Here is a 26106-nt window from a genome sequence, read left to right as displayed (position 1 = left end):
TCATACATGAGGGTTGATTTTTCAGTCAAAAGCTGATATAATTTAGTCATTATAATCATGAACGTGTGAGAAAGAGTGGGTTTTTACCCACTCTTTCGTATTGTTTAGATGTATATATAATTGAGTTTATGCAAAACTATAGGGTATGAGAGGATGAGAGTATGAATAAAAAAGAACTTATTGAAGTAATAGAAGGATACCTAGATCCAATACTCGCTGAGCTACATTATGAACTGGTTGATGTAGAATATGTAAAAGAGGGACCAAACTATTATTTAAGAATCTATATTGATAAAGAAGGTGGCATCACTATCCAAGATTGTCAGCTTACTAGTCGTGCTATAGAGAAGGTACTAGATGAAAAAGATCCTATTAAAGATCCTTATGTATTAGAGGTAAGTTCTCCAGGACTTGACCGTGTTTTAAAAAAGGATAAGGAATTTGAGAGATTTAAAGGGCGTTTAGTAGATGTAAAACTTTATGAAGCTATTAACAAACAAAAGCATTTTACAGGTGAGTTAATTAAAAAGACCGAAGATAAGCTATACATTGACGATGAAGGAACTAATCTTGAATTTGAAATGAAAAATGTAGCTGTTGTAAGACTAGCTATTACCTTTTAGAAGATAAGGAAAAATTTGGAGGAGGATAAAAATGAATCAAGAGTTCATTATGGCAATTGATCAAATTGCAAAATCAAAAGGAATTAATAAGGAAAAATTAATCGATGCCATTAAACAATCCATTGAAGTAGCTTGTAAAAAGCATTTTGGTATCAGCACCAATGGTAAACAAAACATCAAAATTAATATTGATGAGAAAACAGGAGATGTTAAAGTATTTGCTGCAAAAACAGTGGTGCCAGACGAAGAAGTGACAAACGAGTTATTAGAAGTTGGTATTACAGAAGCACAAAATTTAAATAGACTTGTACAATTAGATGACATTATTGACATTGAAATTACACCAAGAAATTTTGGACGTATTGCAGCACAAAATGCTAAGCAAGTTGTTATTCAAAAGATTAAAGAAGCAGAACGCCAAATGGTGTATGAAGAATACAGTGTAAAATTAAATGATATTGTTAAAGGTAAAGTTTTAAGAAGAGAAAAGAATGGTTATATTGTTCAACTTGATTTTACAGAAGCATCTCTCCCATCTACGGAAGCTATGCCAAATGATAATTTTGATGAACAAATGGAAATGAATGATGGCATAGGCGCTTATAAAGCCTTTTATTTATTAAACGTAAAAGACTTTAATAAAAATGAGAATAAACTAGATGGTAAATCTAAAAATGCAGGTGCACAAGTTATTGTATCTCGTACTCACCCAGAATTAGTTAAACGCTTATTTGAACAAGAAGTGGTAGAAATCAAAGATGGGACTGTAGTGATTAAAAGCATTGCAAGAGAAGCAGGTTCTCGTACAAAAATAGCTGTTTATTCGAATGATCCATTAGTAGATCCAGTTGGGGCTTGTGTTGGAGAAAAAGGTAAACGTATTAATAATATTGTTCAAGAACTTAATGGTGAAAAGATAGATGTTGTTCATTGGAGTGAAGATCCAAAAGAATTTATCAGAGAAGCACTAAGTCCTGCTAAAGTCATTGATGTAGAGTTAGAAGAAACTGAAGGGGAAAGAAATGCTAAAGTCATTGTACCTTCACATATTTTAACATTAGCTATTGGTAAGGGCGGACAAAATGTACGTTTAGCAGCAAAACTTTGCGGTTTTAAGATTGACATTAAAAGTGTAGAAGTTAATGAAGAAGTAGAGGAATAGGCCTATGAAACAAAGAAAAATTCCTTTACGTAAATGTACGGGTTGTAATGAAATGAAAAACAAAAAAGAAATGATTCGTATTGTAAGAGATCAAGAAGGTAACTTTTCTTTAGACTTTCATGGGAAGAAACCAGGTAGAGGCGCATATATCTGCCCAAATAAAGCTTGCCTAACGCAAGCAGAAAAAAATAAAGGTCTAGAGCGTTCTTTTAAAATGGCAGTAGATAAAAGTATTTATGAACAACTTAGAAAAGAGTTTGATAATTATGATGGAGAATAGAATTTATCAAATGATTGCCTTGTGTCAAAAAGCAAGACAATTAGTTGCAGGTGAATTTGCTGCAAAACAGGCTGTTTTAGAACAAGAAGCTAAACTTGTTATTATAGCAGAAGATGCATCTCATAATACAAAAAAACTTTTTAATGATAAAAGTGGTTATAGAAACATTTCTTGTAAGGAATGGGGAACAAAAGAAAAATTAGGAAGTATACTTGGAAAAGAGCCCCGTGCAGTTATTGCGATTGTTGATGAAAATTTCGCAAAGAAGATCGACGAGATGATAAGTAAGAGTCAATAACATTTGGAGGTAGATATATGTCTAAGATAAGAGTATATGAAGTAGCCAAACAATTAGAACTTACAAGTAAGGAAATCATGGATAAACTAAAGGAATATGGTTTTGAAGTACATAGCCATATGAGTACTTTAGAAGATGAAGAAGCTGAATTAATTATTAATTATTATAAAGAAGTGAGTGAAAAAGCAGCCCCAGAAGTAGAGCATAATGAAACTGCAGACCAAGTTATACAAACAGAGGTAGCAGCAACAGAGGAAATAATTAAAACTGAGGGCAAGAAAAGTAAAAAGAATAAGAAAGGCGTAAAAGAAAATAAAAATATGAATAATCAACCAAAAAATGAACCGGAAAATATAACAGATGAAATTAAAGTAATTCAATTACCAGTACGTATCTCAATCAAGGATTTTGCAGCAGAATTGAGCGTACCTTCTACTGAAATTATAAAAAAATTGATGAAGAGAGGTACTATTGCTACAATCAATCAAGAAATTGATTATGCGTTAGCTGCTGAACTTGCAGAAGAATATGATATTATTGTAGAACCAGAAGAAGAAAAAGATGTTATGGAAGAAGTCTTTGGAGAAGTCATTGATGATGAAAAAGACTTAGAAAAACGCCCTCCAGTTGTAGTTGTTATGGGACACGTTGACCATGGTAAAACATCATTATTAGATGCTATTCGTTCAACTCATGTAACATCAGGAGAAGCAGGTGGTATTACACAGCATATCGGTGCATCTTCTATTAGTTTAAATGGTGAAAAAATCACTTTCTTAGATACACCAGGACATGAGGCTTTCACTGCAATGCGTATGAGAGGCGCACAAGTAACAGATATTGCTATTTTAGTAGTCGCAGCTGATGATGGGGTAATGCCTCAAACGATTGAAGCGATTAATCATGCTAGAGCAGCTAATGTACAAATTATTGTAGCAATGAATAAAATTGATAAACCAGGAGCAAATCCAGATCGTGTTAAACAAGAACTATCTGATCAAGGCTTACTTGTAGAAGACTGGGGTGGCGATGTTATTTGTGTACCTGTGTCTGCACTTAAGCACCAAGGCATCGACAACTTATTAGAAATGGTACTTCTTGTAGCGGAAATGGGTGATCTTAAAGCCAATCCAAGACGTAAGGCACGTGGTACGATTATTGAAGCTCAACTCGATAAAGGAAGAGGGCCAGTAGCAACTGTTCTTGTACAAAGTGGAACACTTCAAATTGGCGATCCGATTGTAGCAGGTGCTGCGTATGGACGTGTAAGAGCCATGGTTGACAGTAAAGGTAAATCAGTGAAAAAAGCAGGTCCATCAATGCCAGTTGAAATTTTAGGTTTATCTGAGGTACCAATAGGTGGAGATATGTTCTATGTAGCTAATAGTGATAAACAAGCACGTCAAGTAGCTGAACGTATTAAAGCACAAGGCCGTGTACAAATGATTGGTCAAACACCAAATAAAGTTTCTTTAGATGATCTCTTTACTCAAATTCAAGAAGGGAAAATGAAAGAACTTAATATTATCATTAAAGCAGATGTTCAAGGCTCTGTAGAAGCAGTGCGTCAAAGCTTAGAAAAATTAAGCAACGAAGAAGTAAGAATTAGAACAATCCATGGCGGGGTAGGAACGATTACAGAATCAGATGTTCAATTAGCATCTGCATCAGGGGCTATTATTATCGGATTTAATGTACGTCCAGAAGCTGCTACAAAAGCTTATGCTGATCGTGAAGAAGTAGATGTAAGATTATATCGTGTTATTTATAATGCCATAGATGATATTAAAGCTGCGATGAAGGGAATGCTTGATCCAGAGTTTGTAGAAAAAGTAATTGGTCATGCTGAAATTCGTCAAACCTTTAAGGTGTCTGGTGTTGGTACTATTGGTGGGGCTTATGTAACAGATGGTAAAATGGTAAGAAATGCGGGAGTACGTATTGTGCGTGATGGTATTGTTGTTTATGAAGGACATCTTGCCTCCCTTAAACGATTCAAAGATGATGCTAAAGAAGTAGCAACTAACTATGAATGTGGTGTTATGTTTGAAAAATACAATGATATTAAAGAAGGTGACACTGTAGAAGCCTTCATTATGGAAGAGGTTCCTAGATAAATCTCCTCAAAAGGATGTGGATAAAATGGCTAGTCAAAGATTAACTAGAATAAATGAAGAAATGCGTAGAGAAATTGCAGAAATAGTTCGTAGCGATATTAAAGATCCAGGAGTTCAAGATGCAATGATTAGTGTTATTGCAGTAGAAACAACAAATGATTTAAAGACTGCAAAAGTTTTCATTAGTGTACTCCAAGATAATAAAAAAGAGGCAGCATTAGCTGCTTTAACAAAAGCACAAGGTTATATACGTAAAGAAATTGCTAGACGTATTAATTTAAGAAATACTCCTGAACTTTTATTTAGACTAGATGAATCTATCGAACGTGGCATGCAAATGTCAAAGATGATTGCAAATGTTATGAAAGATAACAACAAATAATAAAATAAAGTTAAGAAACTATAGTTACTAAAAGAGTAAGTATTCTAATGATTGAGATAAGGTAATGATAGTTATTAGTGTAGAAATGGCCACTTTATGTGGCCTTCTTCATGGGCATATTACAGCTGAATACGAAAGGCTTTACATGATAGAAAGTGAGAAAGTAGGAATAAGAATGCTAAATGGAATAATTAATATTTATAAGAAAAAAGGTTTTACTTCTCATGATGTAGTAGCTAAAGCTAGAGGTATTTTAAGAGAAAGAAAGATTGGTCATACAGGAACATTAGATCCAGATGCAGAAGGCGTGTTACCATTGTGTATAGGTATGGCTACCAAAGTTGTTCCTTATCTTTCTGATGCCAATAAATGTTATGAAGCAGAAGTTGTTTTGGGAACGACAACAACCACAGAAGATGCCTCTGGAGAAGTGTTAGAACACAAAGAAGTGACAGCTACTAAGGAAATGATTACGGAAGTAGTGAATTCGTTTATAGGTAGCTATATACAGACACCACCTATGTATTCTGCGATTAAAGTAAATGGTGTACGACTTTATGAGCTTGCTAGAAAAGGAATAGTTGTTGAAAGACCGAGTAGAGAAGTAACAATCTATGGATGCGATATTATTGAGTGGATAGATGAGAAACGCTTCAAGATAAGAGTGAGCTGCTCAAAAGGTACTTATATACGCACTTTGTGTACCGATATTGGACGTCAATTAGGCTGTGGTGCGCATATGGGTACATTACTTAGAATACAAGTAGGCCAATTTAAATTAGAAGACAGTATTACTTTAGAACAACTTGAAGCATATAAAGATAGTCTAGAACATTATATAGTAGGCATTGAAGAGTTGTTTGCAATGTATCCTGTAGCTCATATTACTAAAATGAGTGAGAAACTTTTATTTAACGGTAATGCTCTAAGAAAAAGAGATATAGAGAATTTTAATGATAGTTTTATGACTACTTTAATACGTGTAGCAGATACTTCTAATCGATTTGTAGCTCTTTATAAATGGGATTTGGATAAATCGTGTTTTAAAGTAGAAAGAATGTTTTATAATGCATAAATGAAGCACCCTCATACATGTACAACATGCAGGGGGTGTTTTGTTCAACTTACCCCTTTGATGAACGTAAAAATCATGGTATAGTTATAGGGAGTAAATGAATCAAATCATGATAAGAGGTGTAGGGATGCAGTATATTTATGGAACTGCTGATATTATGAGACAGGAGGACTGTGTAGTAGTTTTAGGGAATTTCGATGGTGTACATAAAGGGCATCAAAGATTATTTCAGGTTGCGAAGGACCGAGCTAAAGCAAATGGACTAAGAACAGTCGTGTTTTCGTTTTACCCACACCCAACATGGGTGATTGGAGATAATCGAAAAGCACTTATAATGTCTAGGCGAGATAAAAAACAGGTAATTGGTGAAATGGGAATAGACGAACTAATAGAGTATCCTTTCACGAGAACTTTTGCGGCTATTTCTCCAGAGACCTTCTTTGTAGATATATTAATGAAAAGACTGAAAGCAAAGATACTTGTAGTAGGTAGTAATTATTATTTTGGCAAAGGGAAAACAGGTAATCCTAAGTATTTAAGGCAATTAGGAGAAAAATATAATATAGAGGTATGCATTGTAGATGCAGTAAAGATAGGTGGCAGTATGATATCAAGTTCTTCTATAAGAAAACTTATTTTAGAAGGGAATATAGAAAAGGCCAATGAGATGTTAGGACATCCATATATGATAGTAGGCAATGTGGTGCAAGGAAAACAACTAGGACGTACAATAGGATTTCCTACGATTAATCTCATTGCTGACCCAGATCGTGTGTATCCACCTAATGGTGTTTATGCTACTGTTGTAAGGGTATATAGTAAGACTTATAGGGGCATGACTAATATAGGGGTTAACCCGACTGTATCGGGTCAAAGAAAAATGATAGAAACACATATTTTTAATTATGATGCAGATATTTATGGTGAAGCTGTAGAAGTTTATTTTTATCACTATGTTCGTCCCGAACAAAAGTTTAAAGATATCAACGCTTTAAAAGCACAAATTCAGCAAGATAAATGGCATGTCCAAGAATTTTTCGCAAATCCAATAAACTTATTTGCAAATGACAAGTAGATATGCTATACTATTCGAGGTTATATACCTTTACTCAGAGTTGGGACGCTCCGACCCATTCTTGGTAAACGGCATAAATTAAATTTATTAGGAGGTCAATCAAATGACTAAAGAACGTAAACAAGAAATTATGGCAAAATATGCTAGAGGTACAAATGATACTGGTTCTCCAGAAGTACAAATTGCTTTATTAACAGAGAGAATCAATCACTTAACAGATCACTTAAGAACTCATCAAAAAGATCACCACTCTCGTCGTGGATTATTGATGATGGTTGGTAAAAGAAGAGGTCTTCTTGACTACCTTATTAAAACAGATATCGAAAGATACCGTTCAATCATCGCTGATCTTGGAATTAGAAAATAATAAAAAGTGGGCGGATTATTCCGCCCTTTTTTAACATTTAAGGAATAAAATGGTTAAGAAGAGGAATGATGTATTTTGTGCAATGTTATAATCTGTTTCATGAGAGACGGCTTATAAGATTGCGCAACATTGCTTTCTCTTCTTAATTTGATGAGTTTTAAAATGTAACAAATGAAATCATATTTGGAGAGGAGCAATACAAATGGTAAAAAAATATTCAACCCAATTAGCTGGAAGAGAACTTTCAGTAGAAATTGGAAAAGTAGCAGGCCTTGCGAATGGTTCAGCAACAGTAAGATATGGTGACACGATGATTTTAGCAACAGTTGTTGCAGCAGATGCACCTAAAGAGGGCATTGATTTCTTCCCTTTAAGTGTTAACTATGAAGAAAAATTCTATTCTGTAGGTAGATTACCAGGTGGTTATATTAAACGTGAGTCTAGACCTTCAGAAAAAGCTATTTTAACATCAAGAGTTATTGATAGACCAATGCGTCCATTATTTCCTAAAGATTATCGTAATGATGTTGTGATTACAACAACTGTACTATCTGTAGATCAAGACTGTAGTCCAGAAGTAACAGCTATGATTGCAGCATCTTTAGTAGTAGATATATCTGATATTCCTTTTGCAGGTCCAGTAGGTTCTGTACAAGTGGGATTGGTAGATGGTAATCTTGTATTTAACCCAAATCAAGAAGAACGCCAAAAATCAGACTTAGCTCTTACGGTTTCTTCAACTAAAGATAAAGTCATGATGATTGAAGCAGGTGCCAATGAAGTACCTGAAGATATAATGTTTGATGCCATTATGAAGGGCCATGAGTTTAATCAACAGGTAGTTCAGTTTATTGAAGCGATTAAGGAAGACTGTGGAAAAGCTAAAAATGAGGATTATATTAAATTTGGTGTACCAGCTGAGATTTATAATGAAATAGTTTCTCATATTGGCGATAAACAAATGGAAGAAGCAGTTTTCACTGATGATAAACAAGTAAGAGAAGTACAACTGAAGGCATTAAAAGAGAAGGTTATTGCAGCTTTAACTGAAGCTGGTAAAGAAGAGGATTTAGTTTATCTAGAAGAAGCTTTCTACCAATTTGAAAAGAAAACAGTTAGACGTATGATTTTAAAAGAGTCAAAGCGTCCAGATGGTCGTGCATTAGATGAAATCAGACCACTTGCAGCAGAGGTAGATTTAGTGCCACGTGTTCATGGTACAGGTTTATTCACTAGAGGCCAAACACAAGTGCTTACTGTAACAACTTTAGCAACTTTATCTGAAATGCAGACTTTAGATGGATTAGATGAATTAGAAATTTCTAAACGTTACATGCATCACTATAACTTCCCACCTTATTCAGTAGGAGAAGCAAGAGCACCACGTGCTCCAGGACGTCGTGAAATTGGACATGGTGCTTTAGCAGAACGTGCATTAGTGCCTGTATTACCAACTGAACAAGAATTCCCATATGCTATTCGTACTGTATCAGAAGTACTTAGCTCAAATGGATCAACTTCACAAGCAAGTATCTGCGGTTCAACTTTATCATTAATGGCTGCAGGTGTACCTATTAAAGCACCAGTTGCTGGTATTTCAGTAGGACTTGTAACAGGAGAAACAGCTGATGATTTCGTACTTCTTACAGACATTCAAGGATTAGAAGATTTCTTTGGAGACATGGACTTTAAAGTAGGTGGTACACACAAAGGGATTACAGCTATTCAAATGGATATGAAGATCAAAGGTCTTACACCTGAAATTATTAAAGGTGCCTTAGAAAATACAAAAAAAGCAAGATTTTATATTTTAGATGAAATCATGTTAAAAGCAATTCCAGCAGTAAGAGATCATTTATCTCCTTATGCACCAGTTATTACACAAATCACTATTGATCCAGAAAAGATTAGTGAAGTAATTGGACCAAAAGGTAAAATGATTAATCGTATTATTGAAGAAACAGGCGTTAAGATTGATATTGAAGACGATGGACGTGTCTTTATTTGTGGTTCAGATGCTGATAAAGCACAAAAAGCAATTCAAATGATCGAAGGTATTGCTAAGCCAATCGAAGAAGGGCAAGAATTTGATGGTAAGGTTATGCGTCTCATGAATTTTGGTGCTTTTGTAGAATTAGTGCCAGGTAAAGAAGGACTTGTTCATATTTCTCAATTAGCTCATGAACGTGTAGCAAAAGTAGAAGATGTAGTAGCTGTTGGTGATTCTATTAAAGTAAAGGTAATCGAAATCGATAAACAGGGTCGTATTAATTTATCTCACAAGGTACTTCTTCCAAAGCCAGAAAAGGAAAAAGAATAAAAAATAAAAGGGAGGGAAACCTCCCTTTTATTTTTTAGAGATTATTATCAATAAATGGAGGAAACTATGAAGTCTCAAGTATCAGCTTTATTTAAGGCCATTTTATTAGTCGGATGGTTTATGCTTGCTTCTACAATGGTAAGCATAGGAGTAGAACTATTTACTGGAAATCCAGCAAATTATCAGATGGTTATAACAGAGCATAGATATGCTATTAGTTTAGCAAGTCAGATCCTTTGTTTCATAGGGCTTGTTATTTTTACGGCAAATCAGCCGGTTATTAAGCAAGAGAAACAAGAGATTCATATTAAATTAATCCTACGTTATGTTATAATGGGATTAGGAGCTTGGCTCATGTGTATTATTGTAACACAAGTACTCATTCCCTTTTTTCCAGAATATGAAGCAATTAGTGAACTTTTTAGTAAGAATGAGATTATTTTAAGATTTATTGTTTTAGTCATCATGGCACCCTTTTTAGAAGAGTATTTATTTAGAGGGAAAATGCAAGCTTACTTAAAAGAAGGATTTGGAGCAACTTTTGCTATTGTTATTCAAGCTATTTTGTTTGGAAGCTTACATCAATTAGGTTTACAAAAGATATATAGTACTTTTATGGGACTAGTGTTCGGAATAGTAACAGAAAAGGAAGAAAATTTCTTGTCTACTTTTATCATGCATATGGTTATTAATTTCATTGGTTGGTATGTGGGTAGTTTTGTGGGTCGTATTTTATAGGAGATAAATGTTATTCAGTTGAAGATTGGTTATAATAAACAAGGAGAAACAAGTATTATTTTTCTAAAAGAGGGGGAAGGTGAAAATGGATATTAAGGAATTAGACCGGTTAGCAAAAGAAAATGCACCCATGCCTAATGGGTTAGCTATGCATGAGCAGTGTTACTATATTTCTTCACGAGGCCTATATCAGCAATATGCAGCAAAAGCCATTAGCCTTTCACAAGCTAAACTAGAAAAGAAGCAAGTGATAGAACAATATCAAAAAGGTCAGGAACAATGGCAATTATTTATAGGTCTATTTGAGGTGCAAAATAAGCTTCAACAATTGAAAGAAGAAGAGTTTAATAGTGTATTAGAATTTGAGATATTAGAGTGTATCAATCAGTTGTTATAGATCTAGTATCTAGTTATAAAGGAAAGACAATCAGATATTCTGAGCATTACGCTTTGGAAGGGACAAAATTAAACCATCACTTGAAGTGATGGTTTAATTTTGAGTATCTCATTATAAATGATATTTTAACGTAATTCACTTTTTTCATTACAAAATGAATCACAGAGTTTCATAAATCTTATCAGCTTCTAGGTTATTTTCTGACAAGATGGTATCTTCCCCTTAAGAGAACTCCTTTTTATCATCTAAGTACTATTCCATTGTCTGCATCTAAAATAAGGACTTCATTTTCCGTTAATTGATTGATAAAGGTACCACAGCCAACAATGCATGGAATGTTATATTCCCTTGCCAAAATAGCTGCATGACAGAGCCTACCACCTTGCTCGGTAATGATGCCAGATATCTTATGAATAGCGATCATAAAATCTGGTGTGGTCATTCTTGAGGCAATAATACATCCTGAGTAAATGTTTTTTAAGTCTTCCATATCTTCTATAATAGCAACGTGTGCTTTAACACATCCGCTTACAACACTAAGACCAGATGTGACAAATTGGCTAGCATCAGATTCGTGTTTAATACTATTTCCTGTAATCTGTCTTCTGCCATCTAGGATTTCTCTCATTAGAGGACTCCAAGCTTGCAACTCTTGATGATTAGAAAGATTTTTTTCAAGTCTTGTGTGTAATTCGAAAACCATTCGATCAAAAGACATAATTAAATCTCTTGTAGATAAACCTAGTTGTTTATGGTTCATTACGATATCAAAATATCGTTGCTTATACTCTGGAATATAGGGTTTGAACTGATCTAATAGAATAGTTACCTCAATTATATGTTGAGTCATTTTAGCTTTAGCATCTTCTAACGCTCTATTATTTTGAAAAAATGCTATGCTTGTATAAGCTTGGTCTAATTTTTCTTTGATTTCTTGGCTATTAGTTTGTAAAAGTTTTCGTACAGTATTCATTCAATCCTCCTGGTTAATAAGAGGGTTACCGTCTAGCTAGCCCCCTCTGTGTAGTTGGTTGTATAAGAATAATCATTGAAGCACTCATCTGCATCATCCTTCCGTTGTTATATTTATTAGATAGTAGCACAATGATATAAAATAAACAATACTATGTTTAGTTAAGAAAAAATCAAACCAGTGATTATCTTCTCTGTAATTGTTGTAAGGTGACTTTAGCTTTTATTACATAATTAACTAGCGATTTACTACTAATACTTATTACTTTTATCCATTACTATTATCTAATAGACTTGAAAACGTTATCCATTACTGTTATAGTAAGAAATATTGACTAATGAACTTGAAAGGATTGACTACCAATAGATGAAGAAGAATAAAATTCAAAAAACCAAGTGGAAAGCGGGAAATATGGTTTATCCGATTCCAGCTGCCATGGTAAGCTGCGGGGATAGTGAAAGAGCTAATATTGTAACTGTAGGTTGGACAGGTACCATTTGTACTAATCCTCCTATGACCTATATTTCTTTAAGGCCGTCTCGCTTTTCCTATGATCTTATTAAAACAAGTGGGTATTTTGTCATTAACCTTACCACTAAAAGCCTTGTGCGAGCTACAGATTTTTGTGGTGTAAAAAGTGGAAGAGACATAGATAAATTTCAAGCTATGGACCTGACGGTAATAAGAGATGAGGACACAGGTTGCCCCATGATAGGGGAAAGTCCTGTAAGCATTGTTTGTAAAACAAAAGAAATCAGAGAATTGGGTTCGCATCATATGTTCATTGCAGATGTGATGAATGTTCATATTGATGAAAAATATTTAGATGAAAAGGGAAAATTTCATTTAAATGCAACAGATTTAATTGCTTATTCTCATGGAAGCTATTTAAGCTTAGGTGAAGAATTAGGAAGCTTTGGTTATTCTATTTGTAAGACGAAAAAGAAGGATATTAAAATACAAAAAGGATCTAAAAGTTTCCAAGCTAATAAAATAAAGGATGAATCAACTGATAATCATAAAAACAGAAATAAAAGCCAGCAAAAAGCTAAGAAAAAGTATAAGGCGGAGAGTAATACGAAAAAAGTTGAAACCTTAAAGAATACTTTCTCAAAAAAGACTGTTACTCGTCAGAAAAAGAAAAACTAGGATAGTAGAAGTTGATGATAAGGCGTTCTCTATTCGTTTATGAACAGAGGCAGAATAATAAAAACAAAGAAATAGGAGTGAATAAATACGAAATTTATTCACTCCTATTTCTTTGTTTGAGATGTACTTAATTTCCTTATTAAAAAGATAAAAAAGAACTGCCATCAATAGATAATAAAAAGTGTATAGGATAAGTTTCTGAAGCATTTCCAATTAGATAAAGTGTATAAATGCGAGCAACTTTTAAAGAGCAATTTTTTAATTCACAGAAAGAATGAGTTTGATTATGAGACAAAGCAGTTATGCTATAGGTACTAGGAGTAAAAGAAAGATAATGGGAGCTTTGATGGGGAGAAATCTTTTTAAAAGTCGGAGTTTGTTCAGAAAATTGAACATTGACTAAGTCTGATAAATCACAAAAAGTACCTAGACGTAATAAACAATGTCCTTCAGGAATGGGACGCTTAGCATCGTTAATCAAATAAAGACCAGGACCTGATGTTTTAAAATCAGTGGTAATAATAAGGGTATAAATTTTTTCATTACTTATCCAAATAGAACGTGTGCATAAAATATCAGTTTGCTCATGTACAGTAATGTAGATCTGGTGTTCTCCTCTTGTAAGAGGTTCATAATAACTAAAGTCTTCATAAAGCAAGTCTTTTATATAAAGTACATCGTCTAAATAAACATCCAGACTCATTGGACTTGGAAAGGCATGAAAACAACGTAAAAAAGCCTCAGAGGTGTCCATTTTCTTTTTCATAACAGTGCCTCATTATTCATATTCTATTATAGTATATGTAAAGCGTTAAAAATCATGTTATTTACCTAGTAGAAGGTGTATACGTTAATTTGTGATAGAAAAATCATGTGAATTAGAGAAAATAACTAATTATTTTAGAAATAATTAGAAAATGATGTTCATATTAACAAATATATTATAAAATAGAGATATCATTACATGGAATCTTCAGGGAGGTTATAGATGAACAAACAGAAACTGATGCAGCTTTTAAAAAATGATGAGGGATTTAAATTAGATTTTAAATTGAAATTAAGTTTAGAATTAGATTCAGAAAAAAAAGAGTTTGTAAAAGATGTAATTGCTATAGCAAATACACCAGGTGGTAGAGGCTATATTGTATTTGGGGTAGAAGATTCCACAAGACAAATAATAGGATTAGAAGCTATTCCTGAGCATATTGAAGAACGTATTCAACAAGTAATTGCTAATAGGGCAACACCACCTGTTCCTGTACGATTTGATACGATAGAAGTTGAAGGTAAGGTGCTGGGGGTTGTTACCATTTTTAAAAGTATGCAAGTACCTCATCAAATGCTTCAAACAGGTGCTTTTTATATAAGGAGGGGGTCTACAACAGATAAAGCTGGAAGGCATGAAGTGGCTAATATGCTGCAACAATATGGCATGTTAAGTTTTGAAAATGTACCTTGTAGAGGAAGTAGTTTAAAGGATTTAGATGAAAAAGCTTTATGTATGAAATGGGGTAACCCTTCGGATAATAATCCTGAGCAGCTTTTATTACTTAGTTCATTAGGTATTATTGCAACGGATTATGAAAGGGAAGCTTATTATCCTACCTATGGTGGCCTATTGTTATTTGGAAAGCATCCACAAGATTTTATACCACAAGCCATTGTAGAAGTGAGTTGTAATAGTCAAATAATAGGAATAGATGGTAACATTTTAGAGATGCTAAAAACATTTCGAGAACAGGTAAGTAAGCTTTTACCTGAAGCTTATCCGATATCTGGTTTAGTAGAAGTACTTACAAATGCGATTATACATAGAAATTATTGGAATAATGCACAATATATTCAGGTTGTTATTAATAAAGACTATGTTAGAGTAACAAACCCAATGAGTCATGAAGTTTATGAAGGAAGACAGCAACGTTGGCGTGTTAATCCTTGGCTTTATTCAAGGCTACTTATTATGAGTCAAAGACAAGATAACTTTCATCTTGGCATAGGACTTGAGAAAACCAAGGAGCTTTTTAAAGCGGCTGGAGGGATTAAAATCGAATCCAAACGTTTAGAAGGTGTTTTTGAAGTAACTTTACCAGGAACAGCAGTTTATTAAAAGGGGGAACTATTATGCAATTAGAAGAAGTAAAACGCATATTAAATGCAAAATTGTGGATTGGAGAAGAACAACTTTCCAGTGAAGTTTATACAGCTTGTGGTTGTGATCTGATGAGTGATGTTTTAGCTTTTGCAAAAGAAAAGGTTTTATTATTAACCGGACTTGTTAATTTACAAGTGATTCGTACAGCTGAAATGCTAGATATTAAAGCAATTGTTTTTGTAAGAGGTAAATCACCTAGCGAAGATATGATTGCATTAGCCGAGGAAAAGGGGATGACTATTTTTTCAACAGAAGAACCACTTTATATGGCTTGTGGTAAATTATATGAAGCTGGTTTAACGGGTAAAGGAGACGCATAGTATGAAATTACATTACCAGGTAGATGGGGAAGATTTTTTAAGAGCAGGAGAGGCTTCAGCGTCACTCAAACGAACCTTAAAACAACTGGGAATGGATGCAGCTATTATTAGAAAAATTGCAATTGCTATGTATGAAGCAGAAATGAATATGGTGATTCATGCTAATGGAGGTGATATAGAGGCAGAGGTTTGTGCTGATTATGTTGCTGTTAGTTTGAAAGATGTAGGCCCAGGTATACCGGATATTGATAAGGCCATGCAAGCAGGCTATTCAACTGCGTCGCATCAAATAAGAGAATTAGGATTTGGTGCAGGGATGGGGCTTCCGAATATGAAGAAATACAGTGATGACTTGCATATCGAATCTAAAGTAGGAGTAGGAACAACTGTAACCATTAAAGTCTTTTTAAAGTAATAATGAATGAGAAAGGAGGAAAAGCGCTTATGTATACCCATTCAGTAACAATAGAAAAAGAGAAATGCATTGGTTGTACAGATTGCATTAAGCGCTGTCCAACGGAGGCTATTAGGGTGAGGGGCTCAAAAGCTGAAATCATAGAAGAGCGTTGTATTGACTGTGGTAATTGTATAAGAATTTGTAGAAATGGTGCTAAAAAAGCAGTCATGGATGAATGGGAGCTGCTTGATAAGTATACTTATCGAGTAGCTCTCCCCGCACCTTCTTTATATGCTCAGTTTCCAGCAGCAAAAGATATTAATGAGATATTAGAAGCACTTTATCGCATAGGTTTCACAGATTGTTTTGAAGTAGCTTTTGCAGCAGAAATGATTACACAAAGAACATATGATTATCTAGAAAAGGCAACACACTTACCAGTCATTTCATCATCTTGTCCGGCTATTGTAAGATTGATTCAAAGACGCTTTCCATCGTTATTACCCCATTTGTTACCGCTTATGTCACCTATGGAGTTAGCAGCGCGTTATGTGAAGAAACAATATGCAGAAAGAGGTATTGAAGAGGAGCAAGTAGGTGTGTTTTTTATTTCACCTTGTCCAGCTAAAGCAACTGAAATTCATCGTCCAAAAGGATTTTCTAGGTCTTATGTAGATGGTGTTTTATCTATGCAAGCACTATATAAAAAAATTAAGCCTAATTTAAAACATTTTGAAGGCAAAAATCTACATCGCAAAAGTAGTTATATTGGCCTCATGTGGGCCATGAGAACAGGAAGCCTAGATCAACATCGTATAAAAAGTCATGTTTCTGTAGATGGTATGGAAAATGTGATTGAGATTTTAGAAAAGGTAGAAGATGGCACTTTAACGAATGTAAGCTATATTGAAGCTCTTGGATGTACAGGTGGATGTTTAGGTGGTGTTTTAACCGTTGAAAATGCATTTGTAAGTTGTAATACACTTAAAAAATGGATCGATGAGGAAAGTACGGAGCAAATTGTAAAACACTCAGATGTTTGGAAAGCATTGAAAGAAGAAGCTTGTTATTTTGAAAAAAGTATTACACCAAGGCCGGTTTTTACACTAGACAGTGATATGGAGAAAGCAATTGCAAAGATGGAAGGGATAGAAGAACTCTATAGCCGTTTGCCACAAATAGATTGTGGAGCTTGTGGGGCACCTACTTGTAGATGTTTTGCAGAAGATGTTATTAAACAAAAAGCAAAGATTGAAGAATGTGTCTTTATGCTAAGAGAAAAGATTAAAGATTTATCTAATCAAATGCATGCATTAACACAAATAAATGTTCCAACAGAAAAAGGAAAAAGAAAAAAGGAGGAGATCAAATGACAGTAGGAGAACTCAAAGCAGCTTTAAATTTAAAATTAGTAGCAGGAGAAAGCGGCTTATCACGTGAAGTAAAAGATGGCTATACAGGGGATTTATTAAGTTTTGTTATTGCACATGCGAAAGAAGATGATGTATGGATTACTGTACAAGGACATATGAATACGCTAGCAGTAGCTGTTATGGTAGGTATATCAGCTATTATTTTGGCAGAGGGTGTAGAGATTGATGAAGCTGTAAAGTTAAGAGCAAACCAAGAAAAAATACCTGTATTTACCTCAGAAAGTAATAGCTTTACATTAGCCAATCAAATTGCAAAGCTATTGTAAAGGAGGTCAGTATGTCACTGATATATGATTTTCATATTCATACTGCCGTTTCTCCGTGTGCTGATATAACCATGACACCCAATAATATCGTGAATATGAGTATACTTAAAGGTTTACAAGCTATTGCGATTACAGATCACCAAACAACTGCGAACTGTGAGGCTGTTATGAAGGTTGGAAGAGAAAAAGGGTTATTGGTTATACCGGGCATTGAAATCGAATGCATGGAAGAGTTCCATTTAATTGCTTTGTTTGCTAATTTAAAAGAAGCAGAGGATATAGGGCGGTGGATTAATGAAGGACTTCCTAAAATTAATAACCGAAAAGATTTATTTGGTCCACAGCTTATATTAAATGAAGAAGATGATATTATAGGAGAATTAGAACAGTTACTTTTAACGGCTACTCAAATAACCGTATCAGATATAGTAAAAGAAGTGAGACGAAAAAATGGTGTTATTTATCCAGCGCATATTGACCGAAATAGCTATAGCATTTTATCTAACTTAGGAGCTGTACCAGAAGAATTAAATTTTAATATACTGGAGATTTCACGAAAAGCATCCTTTAAAGAATATGAAAATATGTATAATAAATGCACAATTATTCAATCGTCTGATGCGCATTATTTATCAGATATTACTGAAAACGGAAGAGTTTTACCAAATTCAAACCATGAATTGATTCATCTGATCCACCAATTAAATAATAATAACTAAATAAAATGATAATTACATACAAAAACTGACATAAAATTCATTGAAAGTATACAACATTACTGAAAGTTCAGAATTTGTTGATTGACTTTAATTATACTTTGTGGTATTTTCATAAAGTAATTACCTATTTTGTATCATTTTTGTTATTTTTTTAACAAAAATGATAGAACCTATGGAATAAGGAGGATATATTATGGCATGTGAAAGTTGCAATAATAAGCTAACCCAGAGTTTATATGCTGAGTTAGAACAGTTCATTAATGAGCTACCTGAAAAAAAGGGGGCACTTATTGCAGTATTACATAAGGCACAAGGTTTATTTGGCTATTTACCTAAAGAAGTTCAAATGTTTGTAGGTGAAAAGCTCAATATTCCTGTTTCACAAGTCTATGGCGTAGTAAGTTTTTATTCCTTTTTCACCATGACACCAAAAGGAAAATACCCTATATCTGTTTGCCTCGGAACTGCTTGTTACGTACGTGGTGCAGATAAAGTATTGGATGCTTTCAAAAAAGAATTGGGTATTGAAGTAGGACAAACAACAGCTGATGGCAGATTCTCATTAGATGCACTCAGATGTGTAGGCGCATGTGGTCTTGCACCCGTTGTGCTTATTGGGGAAAAAGTATATGGCCGTATTGGCTCAGCAGAAGAAGTGAAGAAAATCCTAAGTGAATATGATGAAGCGTAAGGAGGAAAGCTATGCCAAAAATAATGTCTTTAGACGAATTACAAGCTTTAAGAGATAGTGTTAAAAATAAAATAGATTTAAGAGAAAAGGGCGATCACGTAGATCAGATGATTGTTATCCGTGTTGCAATGGCAACCTGCGGAATAGCAGCAGGTGCAAGAGATATTATGAATTATTTTTCAGAAGAAGTACGCGCACGTGGGCTTAATAATATTGTTCTTACACAAAGTGGTTGTATGGGCTATTGTTATGCAGAGCCTACAGTAGAAATCACTATTCCAGGAAAGGAACCTGTTGTTTATGGTGATGTTAACAAAGCACGTGCAGCAGAAATATTAGAAAAACATATTATTGGTGGGGAAATGATAGAGGGCATCATACCTGTTGCTCATAAATCACTAGACGAATAAAGGAAGGAGGCCCTAGAATGTCTAAGTATACAATGCATATTTTAGTGTGTGGTGGAACAGGATGTCTGTCCTCACAATCAAATGAAATCGTGGATCAACTTATTGCTCATATTGAAGAAGTAGGAATGAGTGAAGAAGTACAGGTGTTAAAAACAGGATGTTTTGGATTTTGTGAAAAAGGTCCAATAGTGAAAATACTTCCAGACAACACCTTTTATGTACAAGTAAAACCAGAAGATGCAGAGGAAATTGTTAAAGAGCACATTGTTAAAGGAAGAAAAGTACCACGTTTACTTTATGAAGATCCTACAACAGAAGAACATGTTTCTGACTCTAAACATATGGATTTCTATAAGAAACAAATGCGTGTTGCACTGCGTAACTGTGGATTTATAGATCCTGATAATATTGAAGAATACATAGCAAGAGATGGTTATGCCGCTTTAGCTAAAGTTTTAACCATGACACAAGAAGAAGTTATTAATGAAGTAAAAGCTTCAGGACTTCGTGGCCGTGGGGGCGGTGGTTTCCCAACGGGACTCAAATGGGAGTTTGCTTATAAGAATAAAGCAGATCAAAAATATGTTGTTTGTAATGCCGATGAAGGAGACCCAGGCGCATTTATGGACCGTTCTATTTTAGAAGGAGATCCCAATTCTATTGTAGAAGCTATGGCTATTTGTGGTTATGCAATCGGTGCAACTAAAGGCCTTGTGTATATTCGTGCAGAATACCCATTAGCTATTAAACGCTTAGAGTCAGCTATTCATTCAGCAAGGGAATATGGTTTATTAGGCGATAACATTATGGGTAGTGACTTCTGTTTTGATATTGACATTCGTTTTGGTGCAGGTGCTTTCGTATGTGGTGAAGAAACAGCACTTATTCACTCTATGGAAGGTATGCGTGGAGAACCTACTACTAAACCTCCATTTCCAGCAGCAAGTGGTTACTGGGGTAAACCTACTAATGTTAATAACGTTGAAACCTTTGCTAATATTCCAGTTATCATTTTAAAAGGAGCAGAATGGTTTAGTAAGATTGGTACAGAAAAATCTAAAGGTACAAAAGTATTTGCTTTAGCTGGTAAAATCAATAATGTTGGTTTAATTGAAGTACCTATGGGTATTACTTTAAGAGAAGTCATTTATGATATTGGTGGTGGTATTAAAAACGGCAAGCAATTTAAAGCTGTTCAAACAGGTGGTCCTTCTGGCGGTTGCTTAACAGTAAAAGACCTTGATACCCCAATCGATTTTGATAACTTAATTGCAAAAGGCTCTATGATGGGTTCTGGTGGTATGATTGTTCTGGACGAGGATGACTGTATGCCTGCTGTGGCTAAATTCTATCTTGAATTTACAGCAGAAGAGTCTTGTGGTAAATGTACACCATGCCGTATAGGAACTAAACGCCTTTTAGAAATATTAGAGAAAATTACAGCTGGTAAAGGAAGCGAAGAAGATTTAAAAGTATTGAAGGAATTAAGCGAAGTGATTAAAGATACTGCACTTTGCGGATTAGGTCAAACTGCACCAAACCCTATTCTTTCTACACTTACAACCTTTGAAGATGAGTACTTAGCGCATATTTATGACCATAAATGTCCAGCAGGACAATGTACTGCATTACTACAATATCATATTACAGAGCAATGTAAAGGATGTACAGCTTGCGCTAGAGTTTGTCCAGTAGGGGCCATTTCAGGAACAGTAAAAGCATTACATACGATTGATCAGGAAAAATGTATTAAATGTGGCGCTTGTATGGATAAATGTAAATTTGCAGCAATCGTAAGAGAATAGGGAAAGGAGAGAGAAAACATGTCAGAAATGAAAATTACAATAGATGACACACAGGTGATGGTTTCTCCAGGTACAACTATTTTAGAGGCAGCTAAAAAAATTGGTGTACAAATTCCAACACTTTGTCATTTAGATTTGCATGATACAAAAATGGTAAATCAAGCAGCTTCTTGTAGAATTTGTGTAGTGGAAGTAGAAGGTCGTAGAAACTTAGCACCTGCGTGTGCAACGCCAGTAACGGATGGAATGGTAGTTAATACACGTTCTATTAAAGTACTTAATGCGAGAAGAATGGTACTTGAACTTTTATTATCAGACCATCCTAAAGATTGCTTGATATGTGAAAAGTCAGGAAACTGTGAACTTCAAGATTTAGCGATTACTTTTGGTATCCGTGAATTAACTGTTGGGAAAGATGGCGCACAATCTACCTACAGAAAAGACGTTAGTGAAGCCATTGTTAGAGATATGGACAAATGTATTATGTGTAGACGCTGTGAAACCATGTGTAATAAAGTACAATCTGTAGGGGCTCTATCAGGTATTAATAGAGGGTTTGATGCTGTTGTTGCAACAGCTTTTGAAGTAGATTTAGCAGATTCTGTATGTACGCATTGTGGGCAATGCGTAGCTGTTTGTCCAACAGGTGCGCTTTCTGAAAAAGAACATATCTGGAATGTTGTAAGACAATTAGCAGATCCAGGAAAAGTAGTTGTTGTACAGACAGCTCCAGCTGTAAGAGCAGCTTTAGGTGAAGAATTTGGTATGGCACCTGGTACATTAGTAACAGGTAAAATGGTAGCCGCACTTAGAAAATTAGGTTTTAATTATGTGTTTGATACAGATTTTGCTGCTGACGCAACCATTATGGAGGAAGGTGCAGAACTTGTAGATCGTCTTACAAGATTTCAAAATGGAGACCCAACTGTAAAATTACCAATTTTAACAAGTTGCTGTCCTGCATGGGTAAACTTTTTTGAAAGCCAATTCCCAGATCTTTTAGATATTCCTTCAAGTGCAAAATCTCCTCAACAAATGTTTGGTGCGATTGCAAAATCCTATTTTGCACAAAAGATGAATATTGATCCTAAAAACATGGTAGTTGTATCCGTTATGCCATGTTTGGCTAAAAAGTATGAAGCTTCAAGGCCAGAATTTAATAGAGAAGTAGATATTTCTATTTCTACTAGAGAACTTGCGCATTTAATTAAAAAAGCAAATATTGACTTTAACAATCTTCCTGAGGAAGATTTTGATCATCCACTAGGAGAATCTACAGGAGCAAGTGTTATTTTTGGAACAACAGGTGGGGTAATCGAAGCAGCTGTACGTACAGCTTATGAAGTTATTACTGGAGAAACCCTAGGTAAAGTTGATTTTGAAGAATTAAGAGGTTTTGAAGGCATTAGAAGTGCTACTGTGAAAGTAGGCGACTTGGATTTAAATATTGGTATTGCCCATGGTCTTGGTAATGCAAGATTACTTTTAGAAGAAATTAGAGGTGGCAATCCAAACAATTATCATGCCATTGAAATTATGGCATGTCCTGGCGGTTGTATTGGTGGTGGAGGGCAACCTTATCATCATGGAAATAGTGAGATTTTAAAACAACGTCAATCAGCCATTTATGAAGAAGATAGAAATAAAGCGATTCGTAAATCACATGAAAATCCTTATATCAAAGAAATGTATGCCAATTATTTTGGAAAACCAATGAGTCATAAGGCACATGAATTACTTCACACCTATTATGAGCCTAAAGAAAAAATATAAGTAATAAAAACAGATTAACAGAAGATTGGCGCTGTTAATCTGTTTTTTATTGGGCCGTAATAATCAGATTTATAGTTGAGGTATATGCAAAGAGTAGAATATTTTACTAGCTATTAAAGGGCAGAGATGAAAGTCTAAAAGTGGTTAAAAGTGAATTGACAAAAAAATAACAATAAGATATATTTTAATTAAAGATATTGTATAAAGCAGATAAAATAATGGTGCAAGAAGGGCTTTGAGATTCTACTAGGAGATGAGAACATGTGGATTATAGATTTTTTTAAATCGAATTGTAAAAACTGCTATGCGTGTGTAAGAGCTTGTCCTGTTAATGCCATTCAAGTACAAGCAGAACAAGCTAAGATTGTTAAAGAACGTTGTATTGGATGTGGCAAATGCTTGAAGGTATGTCCGAAAAATGCAAAGCATGTCCAATCTGAACTAGAGAAGGTAAAGACTTATTTAAAACAAGAAGGAAAAGTAGTAGCTTCAGTGGCCCCTAGTTTTGCAGCTCTTTTTGACAAAGGTAGTGAAAAGTTACCAGCAGCATTAAAAAAGCTAGGATTTGATGTGGTAGAGGAAACAGTGGTAGGAGCAGAATTAGTAACGGAGGTATATGAAGCCTATAGTAAGATGCCAGGGGATCAGTGCTATATGACAAGTTGTTGTCCTACGGTTAATGCACTTATTCAAAAGCATTATCCTGAAGTAATACCTTTTTTAATACCGGTGGTTTCTCCAGCGGCTTGTCATGGAAAAATGATTAAACGTCATTATGGAAAAGAAACAAAAGTTGTTTTTATAGGTCCTTGCTTATCTAAAAAAATAGAAGGCATTGAAGAAGAATCCATTGATGCGGTGTTAACCTTTGAAGAATTATTAGAGTGGATTAAAGAAGAAAAAATAGATTGGGAAAATCTCCAGACGATGCCTTTTGATGCCACAGAGGAGAGACAACGTCGCTATCCTATAGTAGGAGGAATGACACACACGATTAAAGATCAGTCCTTACCTCGAAAGATTATCCAAATAGATGGAGTTGATGAGTGTATAGATATGATGCCACATATTATGAAGGGTGCATTTAAAAATACGCTTATTGAGATTCATGGTTGTAGACAAAGTTGCATCTCTGGAGCAGGTATGCCTCAGGATGGTGTTAATATATATGAAAGAAGAGAACGTATTAAGAAATATGCAGAAGAACAAAGTATAGAGGTACCGCCGGAAGAAGAAAAGACAATAACAGATTCGATTAATTTACATAAGGAATTTCATAATTTAAAACATCAATTAAAGATTCCTAGTGAAGAAGAAATTGAGAGTATTTTAAATAGTATTGGCAAAGAAACGAAACTAGATGAGCTTAATTGTGGCTCTTGTGGTTATAAAACCTGCCGTGACAAAGCCATTGCGGTATTTAATGACATGGCTGAACCTAATATGTGTCTGCCTTTCATGAGGCAAAAAGCAGAAACCTTAACGAATATTATTTTTGAAGCCACACCTAATTTGATTATTATGGTGAATGAAGCATTAGAGGTCATAGAAATTAATCCAGCTGCTAGAAAATTTTTTGACTTGTCAAAGGATATAAGTAATAGATTGCCAGTCAGTGCACTAATGGATGAAGAGAGCTTTAAAGAAGTAAGACGTATGAAAAAAAGTATATTGAATCAAAAAATCTTTTTACATGGCATAGATGCTACAGTGGTACAAAGTATTATCTGGAGTGATTACCATGCGATTATGGTGTGGATTGCTAATGATGTAACCTATGATGAAAAGAAAAATAAGCAGCTACAGAATATGAAAATTGAAGCCATTGATATGGCACAACAAGTTATTAATAAACAAATGACAGTTGCACAAGAAATTGCAAGCTTATTAGGTGAAACAACAGCAGAAACGAAAGTAACATTAACTAAGCTCAAACAACTTATTCAAGAGGAAGAGGCTATGAAACGATGAAATTTTTTATGGATTTTGCAGCAGGTAGCTTAAATAAATATGGAGAAGAGCTTTGTGGCGATAAAGTAGAGTTTATCAGTGAAGCAGATGGCTTCATTGCTGTTTTATCAGATGGGTTAGGAAGCGGTGTGAAAGCTAATATTTTAGCAACACTAACGTCTAAAATTGCCATCACCATGTTAAAAGAGGGTTTACCAATTGAAGACGTAGTTGATACTATTATTCATACACTTCCGATCTGTTCAGTAAGAAAACTAGCTTATTCCACGTTTACGATTATTAAAGTTAATCAAGAAGGTATGGTATATATTGTTGAATTTGATAATCCCAGTATCTTTTTTATGCGAGAAGGTAAAATACAATCGCTTGAGAAAGAGACAAGGGAAATTAATGGACGTATCATCCATGAAAGTCATTTTAAATTACAGCAAAAGGATACACTTGTCTTTGTTAGTGATGGTGTAATTCATGCCGGTGTAGGGATGGTACTTAATTTAGGTTGGAGTTGGAAAGAAGTTGCCCAATATTTACAAAGTTTAGGCGTAGAGGATTTACCTGCTAAAAAAATTACAAGCTTACTACTAGGAGTATGTGAAGATCTTTATATTGAGAAGCCAGGAGATGATACGACTGTAGCAACTATCAAGGTGACGGAACCTAAATTAGCAACTTTATTTTCTGGACCACCCTGTGATAAAAATCAAGATAGTATCGTAGTAGAAGAACTCATGCAAACAAAAGGTAAAAAGATTGTATGTGGCGGAACAGCAGCAAATATTGTTTCAAGAGAGTTAGGAAGAGAAGTAACGACTAGCTTTAATATTATTGATCCACGTATTCCACCTATTGGACATATTAAAGGCATTGATCTTGTGACAGAAGGTGTTCTCACCATTCAAGGCGCTGTAGAAAAACTAGAGCAAGTGAAGGTGAGTAAGGATTTAGACTTTTTATATCAAGAAGATGGAGCCTCTTTACTTGCTAGAATGCTCTTTGAAGAATGTACCCATTTAAAAATTCTGATAGGAAGAGCCATTAATCCAGCTCATCAAAATCCAGATTTCCCTAATGCGTTAAGCATTAAGCTTAATATTTTACATAGATTAGAAGAAGTATTAACAAGCTTAGGAAAAATAGTATCTGTTATTTATTACTAATAAAAGATAACAATAAGGTTAATTAGTCAATAACGCATCTCATTAAAAGATAGCTC

General features: G+C 34.5%; 27 protein-coding genes. 25 read left to right on the top strand and 2 right to left on the bottom strand.

All coding sequences use genetic code 11. From position 1 onward, the window contains the following. Window positions 1-161 precede the first annotated feature (161 nt). The 12 genes from rimP (at window position 162) to EKH84_RS14650 (ending at window position 10834) form a co-directional block, all read left to right on the top strand. On the top strand, window positions 162-623 hold the full coding sequence (gene rimP / locus EKH84_RS14705) for a ribosome maturation factor RimP (RefSeq protein ID WP_013657417.1): 462 nt from the start codon (window positions 162-164) through the stop codon (window positions 621-623). 31 nt (window positions 624-654) lie between these two features. Next, window positions 655-1785 carry a transcription termination factor NusA gene (gene nusA, locus EKH84_RS14700; RefSeq protein WP_127066871.1) on the top strand — a complete coding sequence of 377 codons (1131 nt, stop codon included), beginning with the start codon at window positions 655-657 and terminating at the stop codon, window positions 1783-1785. 4 nt (window positions 1786-1789) lie between these two features. Further along, window positions 1790-2065, top strand: a complete 276-nt coding sequence (gene rnpM / locus EKH84_RS14695; protein ID WP_013657415.1) for an RNase P modulator RnpM — start codon at window positions 1790-1792, stop codon at window positions 2063-2065. Beyond that, window positions 2052-2363, top strand: coding sequence for a L7Ae/L30e/S12e/Gadd45 family ribosomal protein (locus EKH84_RS14690; protein WP_013657414.1), 312 nt, complete (start codon window positions 2052-2054; stop codon window positions 2361-2363). Before rnpM ends, EKH84_RS14690 begins: the two co-directional genes overlap by 14 nt. Window positions 2364-2380: 17 nt before the next feature. Beyond that, window positions 2381-4480 (top strand): translation initiation factor IF-2, encoded by a 2100-nt coding sequence (gene infB, locus EKH84_RS14685; protein ID WP_127066870.1) that lies wholly within the window; start codon window positions 2381-2383, stop codon window positions 4478-4480. Window positions 4481-4505: 25 nt separating this feature from the next. Further along, on the top strand, window positions 4506-4862 hold the full coding sequence (rbfA, locus tag EKH84_RS14680) for a 30S ribosome-binding factor RbfA (RefSeq protein WP_127066869.1): 357 nt from the start codon (window positions 4506-4508) through the stop codon (window positions 4860-4862). A 64-nt stretch (window positions 4863-4926) separates the two neighbouring features. After that, a complete protein-coding gene (gene truB / locus EKH84_RS14675) occupies window positions 4927-5937 on the top strand; it encodes a tRNA pseudouridine(55) synthase TruB (protein ID WP_127066868.1) in 1011 nt (336 codons plus the stop codon). A gap of 97 nt (window positions 5938-6034) precedes the next feature. Continuing rightward, window positions 6035-7012 (top strand): bifunctional riboflavin kinase/FAD synthetase, encoded by a 978-nt coding sequence (locus tag EKH84_RS14670; RefSeq protein ID WP_013657410.1) that lies wholly within the window; start codon window positions 6035-6037, stop codon window positions 7010-7012. 103 nt (window positions 7013-7115) lie between these two features. Continuing rightward, the gene (rpsO, locus tag EKH84_RS14665) at window positions 7116-7379 is read left to right on the top strand and encodes a 30S ribosomal protein S15 (RefSeq protein WP_013657409.1); all 264 of its coding nucleotides are present in this window, start codon (window positions 7116-7118) and stop codon (window positions 7377-7379) included. Between the two features lie 202 nt (window positions 7380-7581). Next, window positions 7582-9699: a polyribonucleotide nucleotidyltransferase gene (locus EKH84_RS14660; protein WP_127066867.1), complete on the top strand. Its 2118-nt coding sequence runs from the start codon at window positions 7582-7584 to the stop codon at window positions 9697-9699. A gap of 66 nt (window positions 9700-9765) precedes the next feature. Further along, window positions 9766-10437, top strand: a complete 672-nt coding sequence (locus EKH84_RS14655; protein WP_190283340.1) for a CPBP family intramembrane glutamic endopeptidase — start codon at window positions 9766-9768, stop codon at window positions 10435-10437. A gap of 85 nt (window positions 10438-10522) precedes the next feature. Further along, complete coding sequence (locus EKH84_RS14650; protein ID WP_013657406.1) at window positions 10523-10834, top strand: hypothetical protein; 312 nt, start codon at window positions 10523-10525, stop codon at window positions 10832-10834. 241 nt (window positions 10835-11075) lie between these two features. Here the strand turns inward: EKH84_RS14650 and EKH84_RS14645 are convergent, their stop codons facing one another. Next, window positions 11076-11807, bottom strand: coding sequence for a PEP-utilizing enzyme (locus EKH84_RS14645; RefSeq protein WP_127066865.1), 732 nt, complete (start codon window positions 11805-11807; stop codon window positions 11076-11078). Window positions 11808-12173: 366 nt separating this feature from the next. Here EKH84_RS14645 and EKH84_RS14640 point away from each other — a divergent pair, with 366 nt between their 5' ends. Further along, window positions 12174-12956, top strand: coding sequence for a flavin reductase family protein (locus EKH84_RS14640; protein ID WP_127066864.1), 783 nt, complete (start codon window positions 12174-12176; stop codon window positions 12954-12956). A gap of 139 nt (window positions 12957-13095) precedes the next feature. Here the strand turns inward: EKH84_RS14640 and EKH84_RS14635 are convergent, their stop codons facing one another. After that, window positions 13096-13722 (bottom strand): DUF4397 domain-containing protein, encoded by a 627-nt coding sequence (locus EKH84_RS14635; RefSeq protein ID WP_127066863.1) that lies wholly within the window; start codon window positions 13720-13722, stop codon window positions 13096-13098. Between the two features lie 222 nt (window positions 13723-13944). Between EKH84_RS14635 and EKH84_RS14630 the strand changes: the two genes are divergently transcribed. The 12 genes from EKH84_RS14630 (at window position 13945) to EKH84_RS14575 (ending at window position 26050) form a co-directional block, all read left to right on the top strand. Continuing rightward, on the top strand, window positions 13945-15063 hold the full coding sequence (locus EKH84_RS14630) for an AlbA family DNA-binding domain-containing protein (protein WP_127066862.1): 1119 nt from the start codon (window positions 13945-13947) through the stop codon (window positions 15061-15063). Between the two features lie 14 nt (window positions 15064-15077). Continuing rightward, the gene (locus tag EKH84_RS14625) at window positions 15078-15428 is read left to right on the top strand and encodes a hypothetical protein (RefSeq protein WP_013657401.1); all 351 of its coding nucleotides are present in this window, start codon (window positions 15078-15080) and stop codon (window positions 15426-15428) included. Between the two features lies 1 nt (window position 15429). Then, a complete protein-coding gene (locus tag EKH84_RS14620; protein ID WP_127066861.1) occupies window positions 15430-15843 on the top strand; it encodes an ATP-binding protein in 414 nt (137 codons plus the stop codon). Window positions 15844-15872: 29 nt separating this feature from the next. Next, window positions 15873-17198, top strand: coding sequence for a [Fe-Fe] hydrogenase large subunit C-terminal domain-containing protein (locus EKH84_RS14615; RefSeq protein WP_190283339.1), 1326 nt, complete (start codon window positions 15873-15875; stop codon window positions 17196-17198). Then, a complete protein-coding gene (locus EKH84_RS14610; RefSeq protein WP_041712989.1) occupies window positions 17195-17524 on the top strand; it encodes a DRTGG domain-containing protein in 330 nt (109 codons plus the stop codon). Before EKH84_RS14615 ends, EKH84_RS14610 begins: the two co-directional genes overlap by 4 nt. An 11-nt stretch (window positions 17525-17535) precedes the next feature. Continuing rightward, window positions 17536-18243, top strand: coding sequence for a PHP domain-containing protein (locus EKH84_RS14605; RefSeq protein ID WP_127066859.1), 708 nt, complete (start codon window positions 17536-17538; stop codon window positions 18241-18243). A gap of 193 nt (window positions 18244-18436) precedes the next feature. After that, window positions 18437-18934 (top strand): NADH-quinone oxidoreductase subunit NuoE family protein, encoded by a 498-nt coding sequence (locus EKH84_RS14600; RefSeq protein ID WP_013657397.1) that lies wholly within the window; start codon window positions 18437-18439, stop codon window positions 18932-18934. A gap of 11 nt (window positions 18935-18945) precedes the next feature. Further along, window positions 18946-19344 (top strand): (2Fe-2S) ferredoxin domain-containing protein, encoded by a 399-nt coding sequence (locus EKH84_RS14595; RefSeq protein ID WP_013657396.1) that lies wholly within the window; start codon window positions 18946-18948, stop codon window positions 19342-19344. A gap of 17 nt (window positions 19345-19361) precedes the next feature. After that, window positions 19362-21149: an NADH-quinone oxidoreductase subunit NuoF gene (locus tag EKH84_RS14590; RefSeq protein ID WP_127066858.1), complete on the top strand. Its 1788-nt coding sequence runs from the start codon at window positions 19362-19364 to the stop codon at window positions 21147-21149. Window positions 21150-21167: 18 nt separating this feature from the next. Next, window positions 21168-22922 carry an NADH-dependent [FeFe] hydrogenase, group A6 gene (locus EKH84_RS14585; protein WP_127066857.1) on the top strand — a complete coding sequence of 585 codons (1755 nt, stop codon included), beginning with the start codon at window positions 21168-21170 and terminating at the stop codon, window positions 22920-22922. A gap of 261 nt (window positions 22923-23183) precedes the next feature. Beyond that, window positions 23184-24893, top strand: a complete 1710-nt coding sequence (locus EKH84_RS14580; protein WP_127066856.1) for a [Fe-Fe] hydrogenase large subunit C-terminal domain-containing protein — start codon at window positions 23184-23186, stop codon at window positions 24891-24893. Further along, window positions 24890-26050: a SpoIIE family protein phosphatase gene (locus tag EKH84_RS14575; protein ID WP_127066855.1), complete on the top strand. Its 1161-nt coding sequence runs from the start codon at window positions 24890-24892 to the stop codon at window positions 26048-26050. The genes EKH84_RS14580 and EKH84_RS14575 overlap by 4 nt, the downstream gene beginning before the upstream one ends. The last annotated feature ends 56 nt before the right edge of the window (window positions 26051-26106 follow it).

Source organism: Cellulosilyticum sp. WCF-2, from assembly GCF_003990395.1.
Classification (GTDB): domain Bacteria; phylum Bacillota; class Clostridia; order Lachnospirales; family Cellulosilyticaceae; genus Cellulosilyticum; species Cellulosilyticum lentocellum.
The sequence above is the reverse complement of the archived record's forward strand: the minus strand, read 5'-3'. Positions and strand labels throughout refer to the sequence as shown.